The 23,275-nt window shown below is 70.8% G+C and carries 19 protein-coding genes; 4 read left to right on the plus strand and 15 right to left on the minus strand.

What is annotated here, in order from left to right; genetic code table 11:
* The first annotated feature begins 150 nt into the window (after positions 1 to 150).
* The 3 genes from ACIBBD_RS21850 (at position 151) to ACIBBD_RS21860 (ending at position 2,567) form a co-directional block, all read left to right on the plus strand.
* Complete coding sequence (locus ACIBBD_RS21850; RefSeq protein WP_399421135.1) at positions 151 to 720, plus strand: SigE family RNA polymerase sigma factor; 570 nt, start codon at positions 151 to 153, stop codon at positions 718 to 720.
* On the plus strand, positions 717 to 1,583 hold the full coding sequence (locus ACIBBD_RS21855; protein ID WP_399421136.1) for a hypothetical protein: 867 nt from the start codon (positions 717 to 719) through the stop codon (positions 1,581 to 1,583). Before ACIBBD_RS21850 ends, ACIBBD_RS21855 begins: the two co-directional genes overlap by 4 nt.
* A 153-nt stretch (positions 1,584 to 1,736) precedes the next feature.
* The gene (locus tag ACIBBD_RS21860; protein ID WP_399421137.1) at positions 1,737 to 2,567 is read left to right on the plus strand and encodes a pectate lyase; all 831 of its coding nucleotides are present in this window, start codon (positions 1,737 to 1,739) and stop codon (positions 2,565 to 2,567) included.
* Positions 2,568 to 2,668: 101 nt separating this feature from the next.
* Here ACIBBD_RS21860 and ACIBBD_RS21865 read toward each other — a convergent pair whose 3' ends face one another.
* Positions 2,669 to 3,823, minus strand: coding sequence for a right-handed parallel beta-helix repeat-containing protein (locus tag ACIBBD_RS21865; protein ID WP_399421138.1), 1,155 nt, complete (start codon positions 3,821 to 3,823; stop codon positions 2,669 to 2,671).
* A gap of 238 nt (positions 3,824 to 4,061) precedes the next feature.
* Here ACIBBD_RS21865 and ACIBBD_RS21870 point away from each other — a divergent pair, with 238 nt between their 5' ends.
* Entirely contained in the window at positions 4,062 to 6,269 is a 2,208-nt protein-coding gene (locus tag ACIBBD_RS21870; protein ID WP_399421139.1) for a family 43 glycosylhydrolase, read from the plus strand.
* A 7-nt stretch (positions 6,270 to 6,276) separates the two neighbouring features.
* Here ACIBBD_RS21870 and ACIBBD_RS21875 read toward each other — a convergent pair whose 3' ends face one another.
* From ACIBBD_RS21875 to ACIBBD_RS21940, 14 genes are all read right to left on the minus strand, one after another.
* The gene (locus ACIBBD_RS21875) at positions 6,277 to 7,389 is read right to left on the minus strand and encodes a chondroitinase-B domain-containing protein (RefSeq protein ID WP_399421140.1); all 1,113 of its coding nucleotides are present in this window, start codon (positions 7,387 to 7,389) and stop codon (positions 6,277 to 6,279) included.
* A gap of 41 nt (positions 7,390 to 7,430) precedes the next feature.
* Entirely contained in the window at positions 7,431 to 8,588 is a 1,158-nt protein-coding gene (locus ACIBBD_RS21880; RefSeq protein WP_399421141.1) for a dienelactone hydrolase family protein, read from the minus strand.
* On the minus strand, positions 8,575 to 9,600 hold the full coding sequence (locus ACIBBD_RS21885) for a pectinesterase family protein (RefSeq protein ID WP_399421142.1): 1,026 nt from the start codon (positions 9,598 to 9,600) through the stop codon (positions 8,575 to 8,577). The genes ACIBBD_RS21880 and ACIBBD_RS21885 overlap by 14 nt, the downstream gene beginning before the upstream one ends.
* Position 9,601: 1 nt before the next feature.
* Positions 9,602 to 10,729 carry a pectinesterase family protein gene (locus ACIBBD_RS21890; RefSeq protein ID WP_399421143.1) on the minus strand — a complete coding sequence of 376 codons (1,128 nt, stop codon included), beginning with the start codon at positions 10,727 to 10,729 and terminating at the stop codon, positions 9,602 to 9,604.
* A 99-nt stretch (positions 10,730 to 10,828) separates the two neighbouring features.
* Entirely contained in the window at positions 10,829 to 12,142 is a 1,314-nt protein-coding gene (locus ACIBBD_RS21895; protein ID WP_399421144.1) for a polysaccharide lyase family 1 protein, read from the minus strand.
* A 31-nt stretch (positions 12,143 to 12,173) separates the two neighbouring features.
* Positions 12,174 to 12,971, minus strand: coding sequence for a rhamnogalacturonan acetylesterase (locus ACIBBD_RS21900; RefSeq protein ID WP_399421145.1), 798 nt, complete (start codon positions 12,969 to 12,971; stop codon positions 12,174 to 12,176).
* A gap of 150 nt (positions 12,972 to 13,121) precedes the next feature.
* Complete coding sequence (locus ACIBBD_RS21905) at positions 13,122 to 14,465, minus strand: ABC transporter substrate-binding protein (protein ID WP_399421146.1); 1,344 nt, start codon at positions 14,463 to 14,465, stop codon at positions 13,122 to 13,124.
* Between the two features lie 48 nt (positions 14,466 to 14,513).
* The gene (locus ACIBBD_RS21910; protein ID WP_399421147.1) at positions 14,514 to 16,517 is read right to left on the minus strand and encodes a pectinesterase family protein; all 2,004 of its coding nucleotides are present in this window, start codon (positions 16,515 to 16,517) and stop codon (positions 14,514 to 14,516) included.
* Between the two features lie 33 nt (positions 16,518 to 16,550).
* The gene (locus ACIBBD_RS21915; RefSeq protein WP_399421148.1) at positions 16,551 to 18,086 is read right to left on the minus strand and encodes a family 43 glycosylhydrolase; all 1,536 of its coding nucleotides are present in this window, start codon (positions 18,084 to 18,086) and stop codon (positions 16,551 to 16,553) included.
* On the minus strand, positions 18,083 to 18,931 hold the full coding sequence (locus ACIBBD_RS21920; protein ID WP_399421149.1) for a PmoA family protein: 849 nt from the start codon (positions 18,929 to 18,931) through the stop codon (positions 18,083 to 18,085). The genes ACIBBD_RS21915 and ACIBBD_RS21920 overlap by 4 nt, the downstream gene beginning before the upstream one ends.
* On the minus strand, positions 18,931 to 20,085 hold the full coding sequence (locus tag ACIBBD_RS21925) for a Gfo/Idh/MocA family protein (RefSeq protein WP_399421150.1): 1,155 nt from the start codon (positions 20,083 to 20,085) through the stop codon (positions 18,931 to 18,933). The genes ACIBBD_RS21920 and ACIBBD_RS21925 overlap by 1 nt, the downstream gene beginning before the upstream one ends.
* Positions 20,082 to 21,374: a polysaccharide lyase family 1 protein gene (locus tag ACIBBD_RS21930; RefSeq protein WP_399421151.1), complete on the minus strand. Its 1,293-nt coding sequence runs from the start codon at positions 21,372 to 21,374 to the stop codon at positions 20,082 to 20,084. The genes ACIBBD_RS21925 and ACIBBD_RS21930 overlap by 4 nt, the downstream gene beginning before the upstream one ends.
* The gene (locus tag ACIBBD_RS21935; RefSeq protein ID WP_399421152.1) at positions 21,371 to 22,270 is read right to left on the minus strand and encodes a carbohydrate ABC transporter permease; all 900 of its coding nucleotides are present in this window, start codon (positions 22,268 to 22,270) and stop codon (positions 21,371 to 21,373) included. The genes ACIBBD_RS21930 and ACIBBD_RS21935 overlap by 4 nt, the downstream gene beginning before the upstream one ends.
* Positions 22,267 to 23,202, minus strand: a complete 936-nt coding sequence (locus tag ACIBBD_RS21940) for a carbohydrate ABC transporter permease (RefSeq protein ID WP_399421153.1) — start codon at positions 23,200 to 23,202, stop codon at positions 22,267 to 22,269. Before ACIBBD_RS21940 ends, ACIBBD_RS21935 begins: the two co-directional genes overlap by 4 nt.
* Positions 23,203 to 23,275: the final 73 nt, after the last annotated feature.

The raw sequence follows: 23,275 nt of genomic DNA on the forward strand, positions 1-23,275 counted from the left end.
CGAACCCCCGTACCGAACCAGGCAGTAGATCACTGCTACGCTTCCGGATCTCGTCCCGACCCCTCCTCGGGACATCCCCATGTCATTTACATGACACGCACAGCAGGCGCCCCCCGCCGGGCGCCGGAAGTCACCGAGAAGAGGTCACCCGTGGGCACAGTCGTCGACGACGCCGCCTCCGTGGAGTTCCATGCCTTCTTCGAACGCCACTACGCCGAACTGTCGCGCCTGGCCCACCTGTTGACCGGAGAGGCGGACGCGGCCGACGATCTGGCGGCGGACGCGCTGCTGGCGCTGTGGAACCGCTGGGACCGGGTGCGCGCGGCCGACCATCCGGTGGCGTACGCGCGCGGCGTCGTCGCGAACCTGGCCCGCACCCGGATCCGCAGCGCCGTGCGCGAGCGCCGCAGGATCAACCTGTTCTGGTCGCAGCGTGAGGAGAAGACGGAGAATCCCGATGTAGCGGGCGTGGTGGACGTGCAGTCGGCGCTGCGTAGACTCCCCTTCCGCAAGCGGGCCTGCGTGGTGCTCCGGCACGCCTTCGACCTCTCGGAGAAGGACACCGCGCTCGCCCTGGGGGTCTCGGTGGGTACGGTGAAGAGCCAGACCTCGAAGGGAATGGCCGAGTTGCAGAAGCTGCTCGGCGGCACAGCAGCTCCGCAGAAGGTGCACGCCGTGATGGCGGCCCGCACCGGTGAGTCCGGAGGAAGGGACCGATGACGATGCAGCGGGACGTGCACGACGAGCTGCGCGCCCGGCTGCACGAGGCGGCCGAGGCGCACGAGCCGAACCGCGAGCGGATCCTCGCCCGGATCGAGCGCGGCATGGCGGGACAGGAACGGACCGATCACCGGGCGACGCGTCCGCCGCTGTGGGGCTGGGCGCGGATCGTCGGCGCCACGGCCGCGGTCGCGGGCATGCTCGCGGCCGGCGGTTACGCGGTGGCGTCCGCGGTGAAGGACGACACACGGCAGCAGCAGACGGTCGCGGTCTCGCCGACTCCGGTGGAGTCCCCGGACGCCACGAGCCGTCCGCCGGTCTCCCCGAAGGCGACGCCGAGCTCCGGCGGCGGGGCGCAGGACCCGGTCGAGCCGAGCGGCCCCCCGTCGAGCCCCGAGAAGTCGACGCCCTCCGCGCCGGCCACCGTCGAGCTGCTGCCGGCCACGGACGACGACGATGACGGGCCGCTGTGGTCGGACGGCTCCGTCGACCCGCACAGCAACGACTTCTGGGCGCAGAGCAATGTCACGGTGAAGGCGAAGCAGGAGGTCACCGCGCTCACCGTGCAGCTGAGGATCGCCCAGACCGGCGGGGTCTCCTCGACCGGCGCCTGGCGCTCGCTGCCGGAGGACGACTTCACCCTCACGGTCACCGAGCAGGACGACTTCCTCGTCTACACCTGGGTGCTCAAGGAGGGCCGTACGCTCGCCGCGGGCGAATGGGTGTTCGCCGGGCAGTACGACCACGACCGCGGGGGCCGCGACGCCAAGGACGACAGCTACGTGATCGCGGGCGTGTCCGACGGCGAGGACCGTTCGCTGGGCGGCGGCTTCGCCGCCCAGGACGACGGGGACGACTCGTAGGGAGCGCGCGAGGGACTCGCGGGCGGCTCGCAGGAAGCTGCGCGAGGAGCTCGCGGGCGGCTCGTGAAAGACTTCTGCGGACGGCGGCAACCTTCCTCCCACCGGTGGCGACCACACAGCGCAAGAGTCACCACCCACTTGAGGAATCGGTACATGACTGCACCAGCAGAACCGCGCGTCCGGCACCGCCGCAGGGTCACCAAGCGGCGGGCGCTGATCGCCGGCTCCGCCGCTCTCGCCCTCTCCGGCGCGGCGGTCGTCACCACGACGATGCTCTCGTCCGCGGGCGCCGCCTCCACCTGGCCGACGGCCAGCGGAAGCAAGGCCGTCTCCTCGACGATCAAGGTGTCGGGTACGTACGACGGCAAGCTGAAGAAGTTCTACGGCTCCGGTGAGCTGGGCGGCAGCGGCCAGGAGGAGGGCCAGGACCCGGTCTTCGAGCTGGCCGACGGTGCCGTCCTGAAGAACGTGATCATCGGGACTCCGGCCGCGGACGGCGTCCACTGCAAGGGCTCCTGCACGCTGGAGAACGTGTGGTGGCTGGACGTCGGCGAGGACGCCGCCAGCTTCAAGGGCACGTCGTCGTCGGCCGTCTACAAGGTCGTCGGCGGCGGCGCGAAGAACGGCGCCGACAAGGTCCTGCAGTTCAACGGCGCCGGCAAGCTGGTCGTGACCGGCTTCCGGGTCGAGAACTCCGGCAAGCTGGTCCGCTCCTGCGGGAACTGCAAGAAGCAGTACAAGCGCACCGTCGTGCTGAGCGACATCGACGTGGTCGCGCCGCTGAAGGCGATCGTCGGGGTGAACGCCAACTACGGCGACACCGCCACGCTGTCGAAGATCCGCATCCAGGGCGACAGCAAGAAGAAGACCAAGACGTGCGTCCGCTTCCAGGGCAACAACACCGGCAAGGAGCCGACGGAGCTCGGCACCGGGGCCGACGGAACGACCTGCAAGTTCTCGTCGTCGGACATCACGTACAAGTAGGCACGCACGCGTCGGCCCTCCGCCCGGGTCCCGCCCGGGCGGAGGGTGGCCGCAAAAGCGCCCCGCCGGTGGTCACCGGCGGGGCGCTTCCACTGCCACCGTCAGTTCATCGTCGATCCGATCGTGGTGGACCCGGTGGTCAGGAACGTCGTCGCCGGAAGCGAGCCGTCGGCCTTCCGGGCGCCGTACGCGGTGGTCGCGTCCGTCGACCGGAAGGCCGGCGTCGACACCCCGCTGTCCCAGTTGTTCGCGGCCGACACGGTGGCAGAACCCAGCTTCGCCGGACCGCCCTTGTTGCCGACGGCGAGGTTGCGGGCCGGCCGGGCCTTCCCCGTCGCGAAGTAGAAGCCCGCCTGCGCGTTGACGTACGCGGTGTTGCGGTTCAGGGCGATCGCCCCGGTGTTGGAGTTCTCGGTGAACCCGTTCGCCATGTTGTCCCAGGCCGCGTTGTCGTTGACGACATGGGCGACCGCGACACCCCCGCCGCCCAGCTTGAACCCGTTGCCGTTGCCCTCGAACGCGGCGTCGTTCCAGCGGTTCTCGCCGTTGCCGAAGGCCCACGAGTGCTCGATGGTGACCGGCGTGGAGAACTGCCACAGGTCCAGCCCGTCGTCGGCGTTGTTGTAGAGACGGGCGCCCGTGATCCTGTTGCCGCTCCCCGAGCCGAACTTGACGGCGATCCCGTCCGCGTTCTGGCCGTGGCCGGCGGCGTCGTAGTTGCCGTGACTGTCCAGGTTCTGCACGAGGTTGCCGACGGTGTTGTCGCCGCGCAGGGTGAACCCGGAGTCGCCGTTGTCGGCGGTGACCAGGTTCCTGAAGACGCCTCCGGTGGAGGAGGTGACGACGAGGCCCTGGGCCGGCGCCTTCTGGAAGGTCAGGTTCTGCACGGTCCAGTAGCTGCCGTAGATCCCGGCGAGCCAGGAGCCGGCGGGCAGCCTGGAGCCGTCGATCTTCACCTTCTCGCCGCCGTGGGCCTGGAGGGTGATCCGGTTCGACGCGGTGCCGCCGGTCGTCGACTTGAGGGTGGCCGTCGGGTAGTAGGTGCCGCCGCGCACCTGGATGACGGTGCCGGCGGTCGCGTTGCGCACGGCCGACTCCAGTTGCGCGGTGGTGGAGACGGTGACCGTCGTCGACGCGGCCTGCGCACCGTCGTTCGTCAGGCCGAGGTAGACCCCGCCCGCCCCCGCGGTGAGGGCCACCGAGGCGGCGATCGACAGGGTGCGCGTCCTGCGGTGGCGTCCGGTGCTCAAGCGCACGGGGCGTTCCTTTCCTGGAGGGAGTCGGAGGAAACGGGCCGCAGGGGCCGCTCCGGCCCGTTTCCGCACAGCAGTCGCCGCCATGGCCGGAACGGGTTGCCGGGTCCGGCGAAAAAGATCGAAAGTTTCGCTCCCCTCGCGCCCCGCCTCCACCGATTGACGCCCCCGACCCCCGCTGGTGAGACTCCCAGAGCACCCCCGACCCAACAGAATCCCCCACACTCCCACAGGATGTGTCATGCGTTCCCACTCCGCCCGCACGCTCCTGGCCGTCCTCCTCGCCCTCCTGCCGGCCCTCCTGATCTCACCTCCCAGTACCGCGACCCCCGGAGCACCCCCCGTGACACATCCGCAGTACGCCGGCTACCTCTTCGCCTACTTCACCGGTGAGGGCACCGCGGACGGCGAGCAGATCCGCTACGCGCTCAGCCGGGGCAACGATCCGCTGCACTGGCGGGAGCTGAACGCCGGTGAGCCGGTTCTCACCTCGACGATCGGCGAGAAGGGTCTGCGCGACCCGTTCGTGATCCGCTCCCCCGAAGGCGACCGGTTCTACCTGATCGCCACCGACCTGCGGATGTACCGCAACAGCAGCGGCAGCTGGGACCAGGTCCAGCGGCACGGCAGCAAGTCGATCATGATCTGGGAGTCCACCGACCTGGTCCACTGGACCGACCAGCGCCTGGTGCGGGTCGCCCCCGACAACGCGGGCAACACCTGGGCGCCGGAGGCCTACTGGGACGACTCGCTGGGCGCGTACGTCGTCTTCTGGGCGTCGAAGCTGTACGCCGACGACGACCCCGGCCACACCGGGTCGACGTACAACAAGATGCTGTACGCGACCACGAAGGACTTCCGCGCCTTCAGCGAGCCCAAGGTCTGGAACGACCCCGGCCACTCGGTCATCGACTCGACGGTGGTGCGGCACAAGGACACCTACTACCGCTACACCAAGGACGAGCGGGACCCGGCCTCCGGCTCACCCTGCGCCAAGTTCATCACCGGGGAGAAGTCGACGAGTCTGACGTCGACCGCGTACGACCTCGTCGCGGACTGCATCGGCAGCGGGGCGATGGAGCGCGGTGAGGGCCCGACGGTGTTCAGGTCGAACACCGAGGAGAAGTGGTACCTGTTCATCGACGAGTACGGCGGCCGCGGCTACGTGCCCTTCGAGACCACCGACCTCGACTCGGGCAGGTGGACCCCGTCCACGGGCTACCAGCTGCCCGCCAGTCCCCGGCACGGCACGGTCCTGCCGGTGACCCGGGCGGAGTACGACCGGCTGCTGGCCGCGTATCCGACGTCGCCCACCTCCGTCGTGGACGCCACGGCGAAGGACCAGAAGGGGTACGCCGTCGTCACCGAGAGCGCCTCGAAGGTCGTCCTGCCGATGGACCCCGACGCCGACCTCTCACGGCTGGCGCCGAGGCTGTGGGTCGGTGAGGGGGCGTCCGTGAGCCCCCGGTCCGGTACCCGCCGCGACTTCCGCACACCGCAGACGTACACCGTGACGGCCGCGGACGGGACGCGGCGGACCTGGACGGTCGAGGCGGTCCGCACCCGCAGCCCGCTCCTGCCCGGCCTCAACGCCGACCCGGACGTGCACCGGCTGAACGGCGAGTACTGGATCTACCCGACGACGGACGGCTTCCAGGGCTGGAGCGGCACGCGGTTCACGGCGTACTCGTCGAAGGACCTGGTCCACTGGAAGGACCACGGGGTGGTCCTGGACCTGGGGCCGGACGTCAGCTGGGCGGACAGGTACGCGTGGGCCCCGGCGATCGCCGAGCGGAACGGCAGGTACTACCTCTACTTCTGCGCCGAGCAGCAGATCGGCGTGGCGGTGGCCGACTCCCCCGCCGGCCCGTTCCGGGACGCCCTCGGCAAGCCCCTGATCGCCAAAAACGGCGCGTTCAGCGGTCAGATGATCGACCCGGCGGTCTTCACGGACGACGACGGAACGTCGTACCTGTACTGGGGCAACGGCCACGGGTACGTCGTCCCGCTCAACGACGACATGGTGTCGTTCGACGCGTCGGAGGTCCGGGACATCACCCCGGACAACTTCCGCGAGGGGTCCTTCGTGATCAAGCGCGGGGGCACGTACTACTTCATGTGGTCCGAGGACGACACCCGCAGCGAGGACTACCACGTGGCGTACGCGACGGGACCGTCCCCGCTCGGCCCGTGGACCGAGCGCGGGACGATCCTGTCCAAGCGTCCGGAGTACGGCATCCTCGCCACGGGCCACCACTCCGTGGTGAACGTGCCCGGCACCGACGACTGGTACGTCGTCTACCACCGGTTCGCCCTGAACGGCCCCGGGAAGCCGGGCGGTGACGGCACGCACCGGGAGACCACCGTCGACCGCCTGGAGTTCGCGGCCGACGGCACGATCGAGCCGGTGGTGCCGACGCTGGAGTCGATCAGGCCCGTGCGGCGGTAGCTCCCGCTCAGTCCATCGTCGCGCCGATGGTGGTGCTGCCCGTGGTCAGGAACGTGGTCACGGGCAGCGCGCCGCCCGTCTGGCGGGCGTTGTACGTCGTCGAGGCGTCCGTCGACCTGAAGGCCGGCGTGGAGACCCCGGAGTCCCAGTTGTTCCCGGCGGACACCACCGAGGCGCCCTTGGTGACCGGGCCGCTGCCGTTGCTCACGGCGAGGTTCTTGCCGAGCCGGGCCGCGCCGGTGGCGAAGTAGTAGCCCCACTTGGCGTTGGCGTACGCCGTCGTCCGGTTGATGACGACGGCGCCCTTGTTGCTGTTCTCGGTGAAGCCGTTGCCCGCGTTGTCCCAGGCGGCCGAGTTGTTCACGACGTGCGCGACGACCTCTCCGTCGCCGCCCAGCTTGTAGCCGTTGCCGTCGCCCGCGAAGGCGGAGTCGCCCCAGCGGTTCTTGCCGTTGCCGAAGGCCCAGGTGTGCTCGATGGTGACCGGCGAGGAGAAGGACCAGAAGTCGAGGCCGTCGTCGGCGTTGTTGTAGAGCCTGGCGCCGGTGATGAGGTTGCCCGTGCCCGAGCCGAACTTCACGGCGATGCCGTCCGCGTTCTCGCCGTGGGTGGCGGCGTCGTAGTGCCCGTAGCTGTCGATGTTCCTCACGGTGTTGCCGACCGTGCCGTCCCCGGTGAGGGTGAAGCCGGAGTCGCCGCCGTTGATGGTCTTGATGTTGTTCCAGTTGGTGCCGGTGCAGGACTGGCAGACGACGGCGCTGTCCGGGGAGTTCTGGAAGGTGATGTTCGAGACGTTCCAGTAGTCGGCGGTCAGCTTGAGGATCCAGGAACCGGAGGGCAGCGACGATCCGTCGATCTTCACGGTCTCCGAGCCGTACGCGGTGAGGGTGACCGGCGCGGACGAGGTGCCGTTGGCGGTGGACTGGAGGGTGGCCGTCGGGTAGTAGGTGCCGCCGCGGACCTGGATGACGGTGCCGGCGGTGGCGTTCTTGATCGCGGCGGACAGGTCGGTGGAGTTGCTGACGACGACGGTGGCGGCCTGCGCCTGGGTGGGGAGGGCGGCGAGGCCGGCGCCCAGGGTGAGGGCCGCGAGGGCGCTGAGAGCGGTACGACGAGACATGGAGTGCGGGGTCCTTGGCGTCGGGGGGAGGGGTGGGGGGATCACAGGACGCGGTCGAGCCAGGTGAAGACCTCGTCCTGCATGCGGTCGACGAAGACATGGCCGAGGTCGGGCCAGGACTTCAGGTGCAACCGCTCCTCGGCGTGGCGGGAACGCCAGACGGCGCGCAGCTTGTCGTGGGCCACGCGGACGCCGTCGGCGGGGAACAGCGGATCGAGGCCGCCGTCGAAGAAGAGCATCGGCCTGGGTGCGGCGATGCTCGCCACGTCGGGGAAGTCGAGATGGCGGGGCAGCCCGGGGTGGAGCATGTAGTACGACGACTGCCCGCGCAGGGTGTTGTTGCCGGGCACCATCATCTCCTTGAGGCCGGTCATCCAGCAGACGGCGGCCGCGGCGGCGACGTCGTCGCTGAGCGCCGCCGTCTGCCAGGCGCGGAAGGCGCCCATGGAGAAGCCGACGGCGGCGATCCGCCGCCGGTCCACCCGGTCGAGCCGGGCGAGGAACCCGGCGGCACGGGCGTCCTCGCGGGCCATGAGACCGGCCAGGGAGGAGCCCAGATGGAAGAAGGTGGAGGCCAGGGCCTGCTGCTGGTCGTAGGCGAGGGATCCGCGGTCGCCCCAGCCGAGGGCGTCGGCGGCCAGCACCACGTATCCCCGCCGGGCCAGCTCGTCGCCGACGAAGCGCCCGCTGAAGTACTTCTCCGTCCACGCCTGGGCGGAGGCGAGCCGGGTGGCGTCGTACCAGGGCCGGACCAGTTTCTCCTTGCCGATGTCGAACTTCGCCCCGTGGTCGTGCAGGAGCAGCACGGCCGGGAAGGGGCCGGGTCCGTGCGGGGTGAGGAGGGCGGCGCGGACGCGTTCGTGGCGGGTGAGGGAGAGGGTCACCACCTCCCTCGTGTAGCCGTCGTGTTCGGAGCGATCGGCGAACTCGGGCGCGTACGGTGTCCGGTCCTCCCGGTCGACGATCAACGCCTCCTCGACCTGGGCGCGGGCCGCCCGGCGCCAGGCGCCGAAGTCGCGGATCGGGGAGTTCCCCCAGGCCAGCGGGAAGGTCAGCGCGTCCTTCAGCGCGGGGTGGAAGTCGGGCAGCGGCCCGTCCACCACGGCCGCCTCCGCCCCGGTCGCCGCCGCCCCGGCCAGCAGCGCCGCGCCCGTCCCGACCACGAACGCGCGCCGGCCCACCGCGTCACGGCCGCTCATCCGGCCTCCAGTCGCCGAGGTAGGTCCGCCGGGTGTGCCCGGCCGCCTCGGCCGCCGTCAGCTGCGGCCGGTTCTCCGGCCGGGTGATCACGGCCCCGGGACCGGAGTTGGCGTACTCACGGAAGCGCATGGACTGCCAGGGGTAGGCGTCCCGCATGTTGGTGTACGGGGCGGCCGGGTCGACACCGGGACCGATCCAGGTGTCCCGCACGACCAACGAGGGCCAGGCGGTCGTCTCGTACGACGGCACCCAGGGCCGGGCCAGCTTGTACGCCCCGTCCTCGGCGCCGGAGGTGATCCGCCCGCGGACGACGAGGAAGCCGTAGGGGTTGGCGCGGGCGGTGGCGGGGGCGAAGACCATGCCCTTGGGGGTGAAGGTCACGTCCCGCTGGAGGGTGTGGAAGTGGCAGGCGTCGAAGACGGCCCGCGCCCGGCCGAAGACGAAGTCGACGTCGCCCTCGACGAAGCAGCGGCGGTAGTACTGCCGGTCGAAGGCGTCCAGGGCGGTGGTGTCCGCGAAGAGGGTGTCCTGGTGGCCCAGGAAGCGGACGTTGTCGAAGTGGGAGCGGTCGCCGGTGACGTACGCCGCCACCGCCTGCGTGCCGGTGATGTCGGGGTGGTCGGCGCGCAGCCAGTCGTTGGCGAGGGTGAGGTCGCGGACGGTGAGGCCGGGGGCCGCGGAGGTGAAGGTGGCCGAGCCGGCCGTGCCGTAGGTGGTGCCGTCGGGCTTCTTCGTGCCGTTGGCGTTGTCGTACACGAGGACGGCGGCCCGCGGGTCGCGTGAGGCACCGCGCAGGGTCAGCCGTCCTTTCTCCGCCGGGACGTTCACGACCTCGCGGTAGGTGCCGGGGTGGACGACGATCGTCCAGCCGGGTCCGTCGACGGCGTCCACGGCGGCCTGGACGGAGTCGCCGGGCCGGACGTGCAGGACGCGGCGGGAGTGCGCGTGGGCGGGGGCCGCGACCGTCAGGGTCCCGGCGGCGAGGCCCGTGAGGAGAGTGCGCCTGCGCATGTCAGCAGGCCTCCTTCCAGGGTGTCCAGTCGCCGAGGTGGGCGGCGCGGGTCGCGGACGCGGCCTGCTCGGGGGTGAGCTGGGGCCGGTTCTCGGGGACCGTGATCCGGGCGCCCGGCCCGGTGTTGCGGTACTCGGCGAACCGCTGGTTCTGCCACGGGTGGGAGGCCGACATGTTGGTGTACGGGGCGACCGCGTCGATGCCGGGGCCGAGGTGGGTGTCGCGGACGGTGAGCATGGGGCGGGCGGTGGTGTCGGAGCTGGGCACCCAGGGGCGGGCCAGCTTGTAGAAGGCATCGGGGGCCTCGCTCGTGACGCGGCTCCCGGTCACCAGGTAGCCGCGCGGGTTGGCGCCCGCCGTGGAGGGCGCGAAGACGAAGCCGTAGGGGGCGGACGCCAGGTCGGTGCGGTTCAGGGCGTGGAAGTGGCAGTGCTCGAAGACGGCGGTCGCCCGGCCGAAGACGAAGTCGACGTCCCCTTCGGCGTAGCAGTGGGAGAAGTACTGGCGGGCGAAGGTGCCGAGGGCGATCGAGTCGGCGTACAGGGTGTCCTGGTGGCCCAGGAAGCGGCAGTGGTGGAAGGCGGAGCGGTCGCCCTGGACCTTGAGGGCGACGGCCTGGGTGCCGGTGATGTCGGGGTGGTCGGCGCGCAGCCAGTCGTTGGCGAAGGTGATCCAGCGTGCGGTGAAGCCGTCGGCCTGCACGGTGGTGGTGGCCGATCCGGTGGTCCCGTAGGTGCCGCCGCCGGGCTTGGGGGTGCCGGCCGCGTTGTCGAAGACGATCACCACGTCCCGCGGGTCCTCCGAGGCGCCGATCCAGGTCGCCTCCGTGCGGGTGACGTCGACGGCGACCGTCTCGCGGTAGGTGCCGGGTGCGATGACGAGGGTCCGGCCGGTGCCGGCGGCTGCGGTCACGGCGGCCCGGACGGAGGTGTGGTCGCCGCGTCCTTGCGGGTCGACGTACAGGGTCTGCGGGGTGAGACGGGCGGACGGTGAGCCGTAACGGCCGAACGGCCGGCGGGTGCCCGCGCGGGCGGGGGTGGCCAGGAGGCCGAGCGCGGCGCCCGCGCCGGCGCTCGCCGTCAGAAAGCCCCGTCGGGACAGGGGGAGTCGGGAGTGGGGCGAGGACATGCGGGTGCTCCTAAGCGGTGCGGCTCGTCAGGCGGGGTACCTCGGGGTGTGGGGGGTGCGGGCCGGGGCGAGGCCCCGGCCCGGTCGGTGGTGGGGACGTCAGCAGATCTTTCCGGCGCCGGCGCGGGCGCCGACGATGCCGGGGACGGCCTTGGCCGGGTCGACCTTGGTGCGCAGGGTCGGCGTCCAGCCCGCGCCGGACTGGAGGGTCTCGGCGGGGATCTCCGCGTTGTGCACGGCGATCAGGTCGACGGGCTTGCCGTTGACGTAGTTGCCGTCGGCGGTGACCGGCGCCTCGTTCCACTTCTTCAGCGTCTTGGCGGCGCTGACCCCGGCCGGCAGCGTGAACGCGTTGTGCTGGGCGACGAGCTGGGACTCCTTGCCGATGCCGAAGGTGTAGGCGTAGGAGTCGTCCGCGACGAAGTGGTTGTTGTAGGAGTCGACCTGCCCGAAGCGGACCCGGGGCGCGCGCTCGACCAGCTTCGAGAAGAGGTTGTGGTGGAAGGTGACCTTCAGCTTGCCCCGGTCCCCCACCGCGGTGGACTCGCTGTCGCTGTTGCCGATCAGGATCGTCTTGTCGTGCTCGGTGAAGACGTTCCAGGACGCGGTGACGTAGTTCGAGCCCCGGACGATGTCCAGCTCACCGTCGTGCTGCTGGTAGAGCATCCCGAAGTAGGTGGGCGCCGCGCTGTCGGGGTGGCTGCCGTCGGTGAAGGTGTTGTGGTCCAGCCAGACGTGGGTGGAGCCGTAGACGACGGCGGTGTCGTACTCGGAGTTCCAGTTGCCCTGGGAGCCGTCGGTGGGGTCCCACTGCGGGAAGCAGTCGACGGGGCTCTCGAAGGCGAGGTTGCGGATGATGACGTTGTCGACGGCGCGGATCTGCAGGCTCGCGCCCTTGAACCCCGCGTTCTTGCCGACGCCGATGATGGTGGTGTTGGCGGGGATGCTCGCCTTGATGGCCTTGTCCTGGTTGGCGGCGGAGACCCGGCGCAGCCCTTCGGGGCTGTCGGCGGGCTCACCGCTCAGGTCGGTGTCGAGCCCCCAGGTCTGCGGCGCGTACGCGGCCAGGTAGGCGTCGAAGTCGTAGCCGGGGGCGGCGAAGGCGTCGCACCCCTCGGAGACCGCGTCGATCGTGCCCTTGACCTTGATGATCTTCGGCGCGCTGCCGCCGGCGGCGAGGGCGGCCTTGAACTCGGCCCAGGTGGTGACGGTGTAGACGTGCTCGGCGTCGGCGGCGGCCCCGCCGGTGGTCCCGGTGCCGTACGACGCCCAGCCGTCGTTCGCCGGGAGGGTCTGCCGGGCGGCGTCCCGCGGCTGCGCCTGGGCGGTGGTGCCGGTGACGGTCAGGGCGAGGGCGGTGCAGCCGACCACGGCGGCGCTTGTGACATGCCCATGCCATCTCTGTGCGTTCATTGTGCGGCTCTCTCGTTCGGCGGAAGGGGGGTTACGCGGTGGCCGGGGGCCAGGTGATCCAGGACTCCGGGATCTCCGTGTCGAGCCGGCGCACGTCCCGGGGTTCCAGCACCCGGCGGCGCAGCAGCTCGGCGGCGACGAGCCGGGCCACGGCGATCGCGCCCGGCGGATTGAAGTGCGTGTTGTCCTGCTCGGTCTCGGTCCAGTTGAAGTACGTCTTCGTCCCCTCCACCCCGAGCTCCTGCCACAGCGCGAGGGACCGCGCCTGGATGTCGAGCAGCGCGACGCCCTCCTCCTCGGCCAGCGCACGCATCGCCGCCGGGTAGTCGCCGTGACTGGGCACGGCGTTGCCCGCCGCGTCGAACCTGCGCCGCTCGACGGGAGTCAGCAGCACGGGCCGCGCCCCACGGGCCCGGGCACCGTCGACGTACAGCCGCAGGTAGTCCTGGTACGTCGTCCAGGGCTCGGTGTAACGGGCCGGGTCGGTGGTCTTCTCGTCGTTGTGCGCGAACTGGATGAGCAGGAGGTCCCCCGGCCGGATGGAGGCGAGAACGGCCTCGAGCCGCCCCTCGTCGACGAAGCTCTTCGAACTCCGCCCGTTCACGGCGTGATTGGCGACGGGCCGGTCCTTGTGGAGGAAGAAGGGCAACGCCATGCCCCACCCGGTCTCGGGCGCGGCGTCGGCGAACTTCTGGGCGGCGGTGGAGTCACCGGCGATGTAGAGGGTGCGGGGGCGGTGGGAGGAGGCGCGGGCGTCAGTGGTGGCCGCGGCGCCGAGCGGAAGGGCGGCAACGGCCGCGGAAGTGACCTGTCTGCGGGTGAGGGACACGATCGTGCGCCTTTCAACAGGGGGATGTGACATGCACTCGAGGGGCGGGGGCCGTGCCGGCACGCGGCGTGCGCCGCGTGGCCGCGCCCGGCCGGGGACGGCCCGCGGCCCGCGGCGAAACGGACCGTCCCCCGGCGAGACCCGGCACCGTCAGCCGGTCTGCTGCTTCCACTCGGCCTGAGCCTCGTTCAGCTGGTCGGCGAGCGTGTCCAGGAACTGCTTGGCGCTCATCTTCCCGAGCAGCACCTTCTGGAAGTTGGGCTCGTTGTCCGCCTTGGAAATGGTGTTCCAGTCCGGCAGGTAGTACGGCAGCTGCACGATCGTCGTGGAACCGTCCGTCAGTGCCTGCGCCGCCAGCTTCGTCGGCTCGGCCTTCTGGATCCACGCGTCCGAGGACGCCTCGGTGTTGGCGGGCACCTGCCCGGCCGACTCGTTGAACTTCGAGTTCTCCGCCTTGGAGAGGGCGAACTCGATGAACTTCCAGGCGGCCTCCTTGTTCTTCGAGCTCTTGAACAGGCCGAGCCCGTCGACCGGGTTGGACACCTGGACCCGCTTGCCGCCGGGACCCGTCGGCTGCGGAATGCCACGGAACTTGTCGGCGCCGAACGCCTTCACGTGGTCCTGGTAGGAGCCGAGGTTGTGGTTGAGCATGCCGATGGTGCCGGAGTCCCACTGGGCGACCATCTTGGTGAAGTCGTTGTTGAGGTCGGCCGCCGGGGTGACCGTCTTGTAGAGGCCGGCGTACTTCTCCAGCGCCGCGACGTTCTTCGGGTCGTTGACCGTGGTCTTGTCACCGTTCCAGAACGAGGTGATCCCGCTCTGCCCGTACATCGCGTCCAGCGCCTGCGCGATGGAACCGGCGCCACCGCGGATGGTGTAGCCGAACTCGTTCTTCTTGGAGTCCGTGAGCTTCTCCGCCGCCGTGTAGAACTTGTCCCAGGTCGTCGGCTCCTCCAGGCCCGCGGCCTGGAACAGGTCGGTGCGGTAGTACAGCACACCGTTGTTGGCGGAGGTCGGGATCGAGTACAGGGTGCCGTCGCCACCGCCGGCCGCCTTCAGCGACTTGACCATGTCCTCGTTGAGCTTGCCGTTGAGGGAGGACTTGCCGAGCCGGCCGTCGAGCGGCTCGAGCGCGCCCTGCGCGGCGAACCCCGCGAGCATGGCGGCGCCCACACCGCCGACGTCCGGCAGGCCGCCGCCCTGGATGGCCGTGTCGACCTTGGACTGGTACTCGGTGGAGGCGATGCCGACGTACTCGACGTCGATGTCCGGGTTCGCCTTCTCGAAGTCGGCGATGATCTCCTTCCAGATGTCGGTGCGGACACCGCCGTTGTTGTCCCAGAAGACGATCTTGCCTTTGCCGCTGCCCTCGGAACCCTTGTCGCCGCCGGCGCCGCTGCCGTCGTCACCGCAGGCGGTGGCGGTCAGGGTGAGCACGGCGCCCAGGGCGACGGCCGTGGCGGCGCGCCTGCTTCTGCGGATGCTGATCTTCATTGGTCGGCTCTCTTCTTCTGGATCCAACTGGCTGTGACGTTGTGGGGGTCAGTGGCGGGCGTACGGAGCCCAGTCGTCCGTGCCCCGGAGGTAGTGCGCGACGGTGTGGGTCCGCGCCTGCGCGTCACTCATCTGCGGCCGGTCGGCGGTCACGGCCGCCCCGGGCCCGTGATTGCGGTACTCGGCGAACCGCGCGTCCTTCCACGAGAACCCGCTCATGTCGGTCCACGGGGCGGACTTCACCGCGGCGGGCAGCTCGGTGTCCCGGATCAGCACCTGGGCGACCGCCGCGGGTTCCCCGCCCGGGTGCCAGGGCCGTCCGAGGTGGAAGGTCCCGTCGGGTGCGTCGCTCACGATCCTCGACCGGGTGATCAGGAACCCGTACGGGTTGCCCGTCCAGGTCGAGGCGGCCGTGATGTAGCCGTTGTTGGTGGCGGACCCGCGGCTCAGCGCCCGGATCACGGAGCGCTCGATGACGGTCGTCGCCCGCCCGTAGACGAAGTCGACGTCGCCCTCGATGTAGGAGTCGCGGATGTAGACCCGGCTGACGACGTCCAGCTTGGGGCTGTCGGTCATCAGGGTGTCCTGGTTGCCCAGGAAGGCGGTGTCCTCGAAGACGATCCGGTCACCGGTCGTCTTCATCGCCAGCGCCTGCTCGCCGTTCAGCTCGTGCGCGGCCTCGTCGAAGTCGTTGCTGAAGGTGAGGTTGCGGGCGGTGACGTCGTTCGCGGCGATCCGCACGGTCGCGCTGCCGGTGGAGCCGCCGTACGCCGCGGGCGTGTCGTAGACGATGACGGTGTCCGAGCGGTCCTGTCCAGTCCCCTGCAGCGAGATGTTCGGCCTGCTCGCCGGGATGAGGACCTTCTCGCGGTAGGTGCCCGGCGCGACGGCGACGGTCACCGGGACGGAGTTGCCCTCGGGTACGGCGTCCACGGCGGCCTGGACGGTCGGGTAGTGCGCCGGGACGTGCAGGGTCACCGCGTCGCCGATCCGCTTCTGCGGGCCGGAGAAGCGGGTCACCAGCGCGGGCACGGCCGCCGCCGGGTCCAGCCGGTAGGTGTAGAAGTCCCGCGGGTCGAAGGCGGCGCCCCACTCGTCGTGCCGCCCCGTCGTGTTCCTCAGGATCGATCCGCGTTCCACCAGCTCCGCGGTGGCGTCGGCCTGGTAGGGGTGCTGGACGTCCTCGTAGTAGCTGTTCTCGATGACCATCCTCGTCCGGCCGCGCGACCAGTTCCCGTACGTCCACACCGGGTCGCCCGGGTCCGCCTGCGCCGTCAGGTAGTTGTTGTAGAGGTGCGCGTAGGCGGCGTTGTCGACGGACGGGTTGCGCTGCTTGGTGCGTGCGAACAGGTTGTGGTCGACGGTGATCTGCGTCCTGACATCGGTGGTCCAGCCCAGGCCGAAGGTCTTGTTGTTGTTCTCGAACCGGTTGTAGGAGACGGTGACGTACTCGCTGTCCTTGCGGACGTCGAGCTGGCCGTCGCAGATGTCCGAGAAGCGGTTGTGGTCCACCCACACGTGGTGGACGGTGTCCATCTGGATGCCGTCGAAGTCGGTGTCCTTGCAGTCCCAGTTGCCCTCGACCGCCGAGTCGCGGATCGTCAGGTTGCGGATGACCACGTTGTGGGTGCCGGGGTTCAGGTGCAGTTCCCCGTGCACGATCTCACCGGTGTCGCCGACACCGATGACGGTCTTGTCCGAGGCCACGACGATCTCCGCGCCGAAGGGCTGCACGGCGATCGAGCCGGCGACCCGGATGACGTACGGCTCCTCGGCGGCCGCGTACCTCGCCAGCGAGGCCTGGTCGGTGACGGTGACGACCTTGCCGCCGGCGCCTCCGGTGGTGCCGCCGGCCAGGGAGGCGAAGCCGTGCGCCCGGTCCGTCCAGCGGGAGGCGGCGGCCGGCTCGGCCCTGGTGCCGGCCGGTCCGGCCCCGGCGCCGGCCGCCTTCGCCTCGCCGACCACGCCGAGGCCGAGCGCGGCGACGAGACCGGCCACGACGGCCAGCACGACACCGCGCCTCGGCAAGCGCTTGCTCTGGAAGTGCGTCATTGCGGCTCCCAACAGGCGTACAACTACGGGGGATTACAGGGGTCTGATCCGGAATTCCGTGAACGTGGCCGCCCCGGCGTCGCCCGCTCCCTCGGGGGCGAGGGCGAACAGGCCGAGCAGGGCGCCGACCCAGCGCCAGGGGGTGGCGGCGAAGACGGGACCGGAGTACCGCAGGCCGTCGCCGACGTCGTAGGCGAAGCGGCAGCGGGCGCCGGTGCCGATCTCCACGCGCAGCCGGGCGCGTCCGCGCGGGGCGGGCCGCGGGTGGCCGGCGTCCCGTTCCCGCTCGGCGACGGCTTCCGCGAACCGGTGCACGAGGTGGACCGTCCCGTCCGCCCCGCGTTGCAGCCCGATCCAGGCGAAGGCGTCCCCGAGGACCGAGAGGCCGGCCCGGGCGCCCGGTTCCCCACCGCGCAGTTCCAGCTCCACCTCCACCGCCGAGGGCGTGCCGGGCAGCCGCTGGGTGAGCAGGTTGGGCAGTCTGCGCAGGTCGTGCGCGTCGGCCGTGCGGACGCAGCTCAGCCGCAGTCCGTCCCCGGAGTGCTGGGTGGCCCAGCCGTCCTGCGGGTTGGCCGTCCACGACCACTGGCGGCCGAAGCGTCCGCCGGGGAAGTCGTCGTCGGTGGCGGGCGCCGCGGACGGCTGCGGCGGCAGGTCGGGGCGCCGGTGGACGGTGACGGGGGCCCCGTCGTCACCGAGGACCGGCCAGCCGTCCGCACCCCACCGCATCGGCTGGAGGTGGACGACCCTGCCGTACGCGCCGCGCTGCTGGAAGTGCAGGAACCAGTCCTCGCCGGACGGGGTGCGCACCCAGCCGCCCTGATGGGGGCCGTTGACGTCGGTGTCCTTCTGCTCCAGGACGATTCTCTGCTCATAGGGGCCGAAGAAGTCCCGGGCGCGGAAGGCGCCCTGCCAGCCGGTCTCCACTCCCCCGGCGGGCGCCAGGATCCAGAACCAGCCGTCGTGCCGGTAGAGCTTGGGGCCCTCGAGGGTGAACCAGCCGGGGATGCGGTCGCCGTCGACGATCAGCTTGCCCTCGTCGAGCAACGACGTGCCGTCGGGGTGCATACGGTGGCCGGTGAGGCGGTTCTTGACGCCGGAGCGGGACTTGGCCCAGGCGTGGACCAGGTAGACCTCGCCGGTCTCGTCGTCCCACAGCGGGCAGGGGTCGATCAGGCCCTTGCCCTCCTTCACCAGGTGCGGTCGGCTCCAGGGGCCCCTGATCCGCGGGGCGTTGACCTGGAAGATGCCCCGGTCGGGGTCGCCCCAGAAGATCCAGAAGCGGTCGTCGTGGTGCCGGAGCGAGGGGGCCCACACACCGCAGTCGTGCCGGGGCCCGCTGAACTCGTCGGCGGGTTCCAGGCGTTCGAGGGCGTGGCCGACCAGGGTCCAGTTGACCAGGTCGCGCGAGTGCAGCAGCGGCAGGCCGGGGGCGCGGCCGAAGCTGGAGGCGGTGAGGTAGAAGTCGTCGCCGACCCGCACGACGTCCGGGTCGGACCAGTCGGCGTTCAGGACGGGGTTCTCGTACGTCTCGTTCCGTACCGGGTTCTCGTACGTCTCGCGTGTCATTGGCTGACCGCCTTCCGTGCCAGGGCCGCCGCCTCGTCCCGGGCAAGACGGCCGTCGGCGACGACGGTGACGACGCGGCGGACGGCGGTGTCGCCGGGCGCGATCGCGAGCCGCTCGGCGGAGGCGAGGGAGGAGCCGACGCCCGGGTACTCGGCGGTGCGGACGAACCAGGGGTCGCGGCGGGTGGCGTCGGTGGCGCCCGCGAAGACGAGCGTCCAGCCGGCGCCGGCCAGGGCGAGCCAGTCGGCGCGGGTGCCGTGGACCTCGGCCTCGCCCTCGGCGCCGGCGGTGAAGACGTCGGGGGCCGTGTCCTCCTTGCGGGCCCGCCAGAAGAAGCCGCCGTAGGCCGCGCCGGGGCGCCCGTTGGTGGCGGGGCTGCCGATCGTCACCGGGTCCGGGGTGACGTTGGTGAGGGAGAAGGTGAAGTCCAGTGCCCAGGCGGAGTCGGTCAGTCCGGTGGCCGCGACGGTACGGCGCTCGCGCAGCAGCTCGGCTCCGGCGGCCACCCAGCGCAGCTCCTCCACGAAGCCGTCGGGGTCGCGGAGCTGGAAGCCGATGTGGCGCTGGGCGCCGTGGTTGTCGAGCTCGGTCGGGCCCTGGTCACGGACGAAGGTGCGCCCGCCCCAGAAGTTGTGCCCCTCGACGTCGGGAACGGCGACACCGACGCCGAGGTGGTGGGTGTGGTCGACCGGGCTCAGTTCGGTGACCGCCGTGCCGGCCAGGGTGGTGACGGGGTGCACGTAGGGGCGCGGGGAGAGCCGCGCGGGCAGCTCGGGCCGGGTGACGTAGCGGCCGACGGGGCGGCCCGCGACGCGCAGGACGACCGGTGCGTCGGGTGCCGTCATCAGGTGCTCACCTCTTTCGGATGCGCGGTCGGGGACGCCCAGGCGGCGCCCAGTTCGGAGTAGAGGGCGAGGGTGTCGGCGGCGGCCGCGACGAGCCCGTCGATGCCGGGGACCACCCGGCGGTCCTCGTCGGGCAGCAGGTGCCAGGTGCCTTCGGGGAGCCGCACGGGGTCGGGGGCGACCCGGATCGCCTCGACGACCCGCATGAACGCCTCGGTCACGGCCGGCGGGACCAGCAGCTCGGCCCCGTCGGTGAGGTGGTCGACGAGGTTCTCCAGCAGGTCGGTGCGGCCGTACTCGAACTCCTCGGGGCCGTGGTCGGCGCGCTGGAGCAGGACGCGGTCCTGCTTGTACCAGAAGGTGATCCGGCCACGGCTGCCGTGGACGAGCACGTAGGGGTCGTCGGGGTCCTCGGCGCACAGGGTGGCCGCGACGACGACCGGGCGGCCGTCGGCGGTGGTGACCCGCACGCAGGAGGTGTCGTCGGACTCGATCGCGTTGGCGTGCGCCAGCTCGGTCTCGATGCCGGTGACGTCCTCGGCGCGGGTGGCTCCGGCGAGCGCGAGGGCGGTGGCGACGGCGTGCGCGAGCGGGTTGGTGAGGGCGCCGTCGATCACGTCGACGCCGTTCAGCCGCCGCTTGCCCGCCCAGGGCGCCCGCCGGAAGTACGACTCCGCGCGGGCCCAGGCGCCGGCCCCGCCGATCCCGGCCACCTCGCCGATCACCCCGTCGGTGATCAGCTCGCGGATGGCGGGCAGGGCGTGCGAGCCCAGCGACTGGAAGCCGATCTGGCAGACGACGCCCGCCTCGGCGACCCCGTCCGCCATCCGGCGGAACTCCGCGTACGAGGGGGCCGGCGGCTTCTCCAGCAGCAGGTGCACGCCCTTGCGGGCCGCGGTCAGCGCCAGGTCGGTGTGGGTGGGGATCGGGGTGCAGACGACGGCGATCCGGGCGCCGGTGGAGTCGAGCAGCGCGCCGAAGTCGGCGGACTGCTCGGGCGTGCCCAGCCCTTCCGGGATCTCGTCCGGGGCGAGCGGGGTCAGCTCGCAGACACCCGCGAGGCGGACGATGCCCTTGTCCTGGAGGCGGCGGATGTTGTCCAGGTGCCAGCGGCCGTGACCGCGCGCACCCGCGAGGACGATGGGTACGGTCATGGGATCCTCCCTGCGCCCGCGCCGCGTGCCACCTCTCGGTCGGCCGTCCCGGCGCTGTCGATCTTCGTGTGCAGGGTGGGCGTCCAGCCGGCGTCCGCCGTCAGATCACGCTCGCTGCCGCTGTTGTAGGCGTTGTATATGGCGAGCAGGTCGACCGGATAGCCGTTGAACAGGGTGCCGCTCTGGTGCAGGGCGGTGCCGTTCCAGCTCTTGACCAGGTCGGCGGCCTCCACGTGTCCGGGGGTGTGGAAGGCGTTGTTCTCGGCGTACAGGGCGGACTCGGTGGAGACACCCAGGGAGTAGCGGTAGTCGGCGTCGTCCTCGTGGACCACGTACCGGTTGTTGTAGAGGTGCACCTGTCCGAAGCGGACGCGCGGCGCGCGCTGGACGACCGACTCGAAGGTGTTGTGGTGCAGGGTGACCCGCAGCCTGCCGCGGTCGCCGGTCGCCGTGTCCCCGTTGCCGATGAGGATCGCCTTGTCGTGGTCGGCGAACCGGCTCCAGGAGACGGTGACCAGGTCGGAGCCGTTGGTGATGTCCAGCAGGCCGTCGTGGCGGAGGTAGTTGCGGGCGAAGTAGGTGGGTTCGGCCGCGTCGGGGTGGCCCTTGTCGGAGGCGGTGACGTGGTCGACCCACACGTGCGTCGCGCCGGCCAGCCAGACGTTGTCGTACGCCGTCTTCCAGTCGCCGAGGCCGCCGGTGTTGGGCTGCCAGACGGGGAAGCAGTCGTGGGCGTCGCGCAGGTCGAGGTTGCGGAGGATGACGTTGTCCGCGTTCCTGACCTGGAGGCTGGCGCCCTTGAGGACGGCGCCCTTGCCCAGCCCGACGATGGTGGTGTTGGAGCCGACGGGCAGGACGACCCGTTCGGCCTGCCGGGCGGCGGAGGCCTGGCGGGCCTCCTCCTGCGGGCCGCTCGGCTTGGCCGGACCCCAGGTGCGGGGGTCGTAGGCGGCCAGGTACTTCTTCAGGTCGTAGCCGTCGGTGGCGTAGTCGGCGCAGTCCAGGTGGTCGCCGTCGTCGTCGGTGTTGGCGTCGATCGTCCCCGCGATCCTGATGATCTTCGGGGTGTCGCTGCCGTGGTCGAGGGCGCGGACCAGGCCGGCGCGGTCGGTGACCGTGTACACGTGGGCGTCGTCGGCGGCCGCGCCGCCCGTGGTGCCGCCCGCGGCGGAGGCCCAGCCGTCGTTCGGGGCGAGGGTGTCGCGGCTGATGTCACGGGCCTCGGCGTGGGCCGGGACGCACAGCAGCCCCAGCGTCCCCGCCACGACGGCGATGTGACGTGCTCTCATCCCTTGACCGCCCCCGCGCTGAAGCCCGTGATCAGCCACTTCTGGATGAAGGCGAAGACGATCACGACGGGGACGGCCGCGATGATGCCGCCCGCGGCGAGCGCGCCGAGGTCGACGCTGTCCGCGCTCATCAGGGTGTTGAGGCCGACCGGGATCGTCTGCTTGTCCTGGTTGTTCAGGAACATCAGGGCGAACAGGAAGTGGTTCCAGGAGTGGACGAAGGCGAAGGAGCCGACGGCGATCAGTCCGGGGCGCAGCAGCGGCAGGACGACGATCCGGAAGGCCGTCATGCGGTTGCAGCCGTCGACCCAGGCCGCCTCCTCCAGCGAGTACGGCACGTTCTTGATGAAGTTGCTGATCAGGATCATCGACAGCGGCAGCTGGAAGACGGTCTCCGCGAGGATGACGCTGCCCAGCGAGTTGATCATCTGGAGCTCGGCGAAGATCTCGAACAGCGGGACCAGCAGCAGCGCGCCCGGCACGAACTGGGAGCAGAGCAGGGCCAGCATGAAGGCCTGCTTGATCTTGAAGTCGAAGCGGGCGAGGGCGTAGCCGCCGGCCAGCGCTACCACGGTCGTCATCACCAGGGTGGCGACACCGACGAGCAGGCTGTTCTGGAAATAGGTGCCGAAGCTGCGGTCCGTCCAGACCTTGTCGAAGTGGTCGAAGGTGACCGGCCAGGGCACGAGCGAGGTGGAGCCGGCCGGGCGCAGCGCGAAGAGCAGGATCCAGTAGAAGGGGATGAGGGTGAAGACGAGGTAGATGGACAGGGGCAGGTAGATCTGCCAGCGCGGGGCCTCGTCCCAGGCGCGGTGCTTCCGGCGCGGCCGTCGCTCGGTCTCGGTGGGGACGCTCACGGGCGTGGGCGCCACCTCGGTGGCCTCCTTGGTGATCACTTGGCCTCCCTTCCGAACTTGCTCAGCCGCAGGTAGACCATCGAGCAGAAGAGCAGGATCACGAACGCGACCGTGGTCAGGGCGGACGCGTAACCGAAGTTGTGGGCGTCGACGGAGGTGTTGGCGATGTAGAGCGGGAGAGTCGTGGTCTCGCCCGCCGGACCGCCCCCGGTCAGGGTGTAGAGCAGGTCGACGTTGTTGAACTCCCACACCGCGCGCAGCAGCGTGGACAGGACGATGGCGTCCTTCAGGTGCGGCAGCGTGATGTGCCAGAACTGCTTGATCTTGCTCGCCCCGTCGACCTCGGCGGCCTCGTACAGGTCCTTCGAGACGGACTGGAGGTCGGCGAGGATGAGGATGGCGAAGAAGGGGACACCGCGCCACAGGTCGGCGACGACCGCCGCCGGGAACACGGTGGAGGTGTCCGACAGCCAGCTGGTGCCGTAGGTGCCGATGCCCATGTCCGCGAGGTAACGGGTGATGCCGGTCTGGGAGTTGTAGAGCAGCACCCAGATCGCGGAGGTGAGCACGCCGGAGACGGCCCACGGGGAGAAGACCAGGGCGCGTCCCAGCGCCCGGCCCACGAAGGTCTGGTTGACGATGAGCGCCAGCGCCAGACCGAACAGCAGTTGCAGCCCCACCTCAACGAAGACCCACTTGGCGCTGAAGGTCAGCGTGTCCCAGAAGACCGGGTCGTCGGTGAAGGCGTGGACGAAGTTGTCGAAGCCCGCGTAGCCGTTTCGCCACGGCTTGGTGGGGTTGTAGTTCTGCAGGCTGTAGTAGAAGACGCTGATCACCGGGTAGGCGATGAAGCCCAGCATGAGCAGGGCCGCCGGGGCGATCAGCAGGTACGGCAGCCTGCGCGGCGTGGCGGAGGCACGGCGCCGCCGGGGTGGCGCGGGCGGTTTCGCCACGGCTGCGGCTTGGGCCATGACTGTTCTCCGTTTCTCGTACTTCGTGCGTGCGTCGTGCGTGCGTCGTGCGTGGAAGCGCTTTCTCCGGTGG

The sequence above is a fragment of the Streptomyces sp. NPDC051315 genome (assembly GCF_044455165.1).
Lineage (GTDB): Bacteria > Actinomycetota > Actinomycetes > Streptomycetales > Streptomycetaceae > Streptomyces.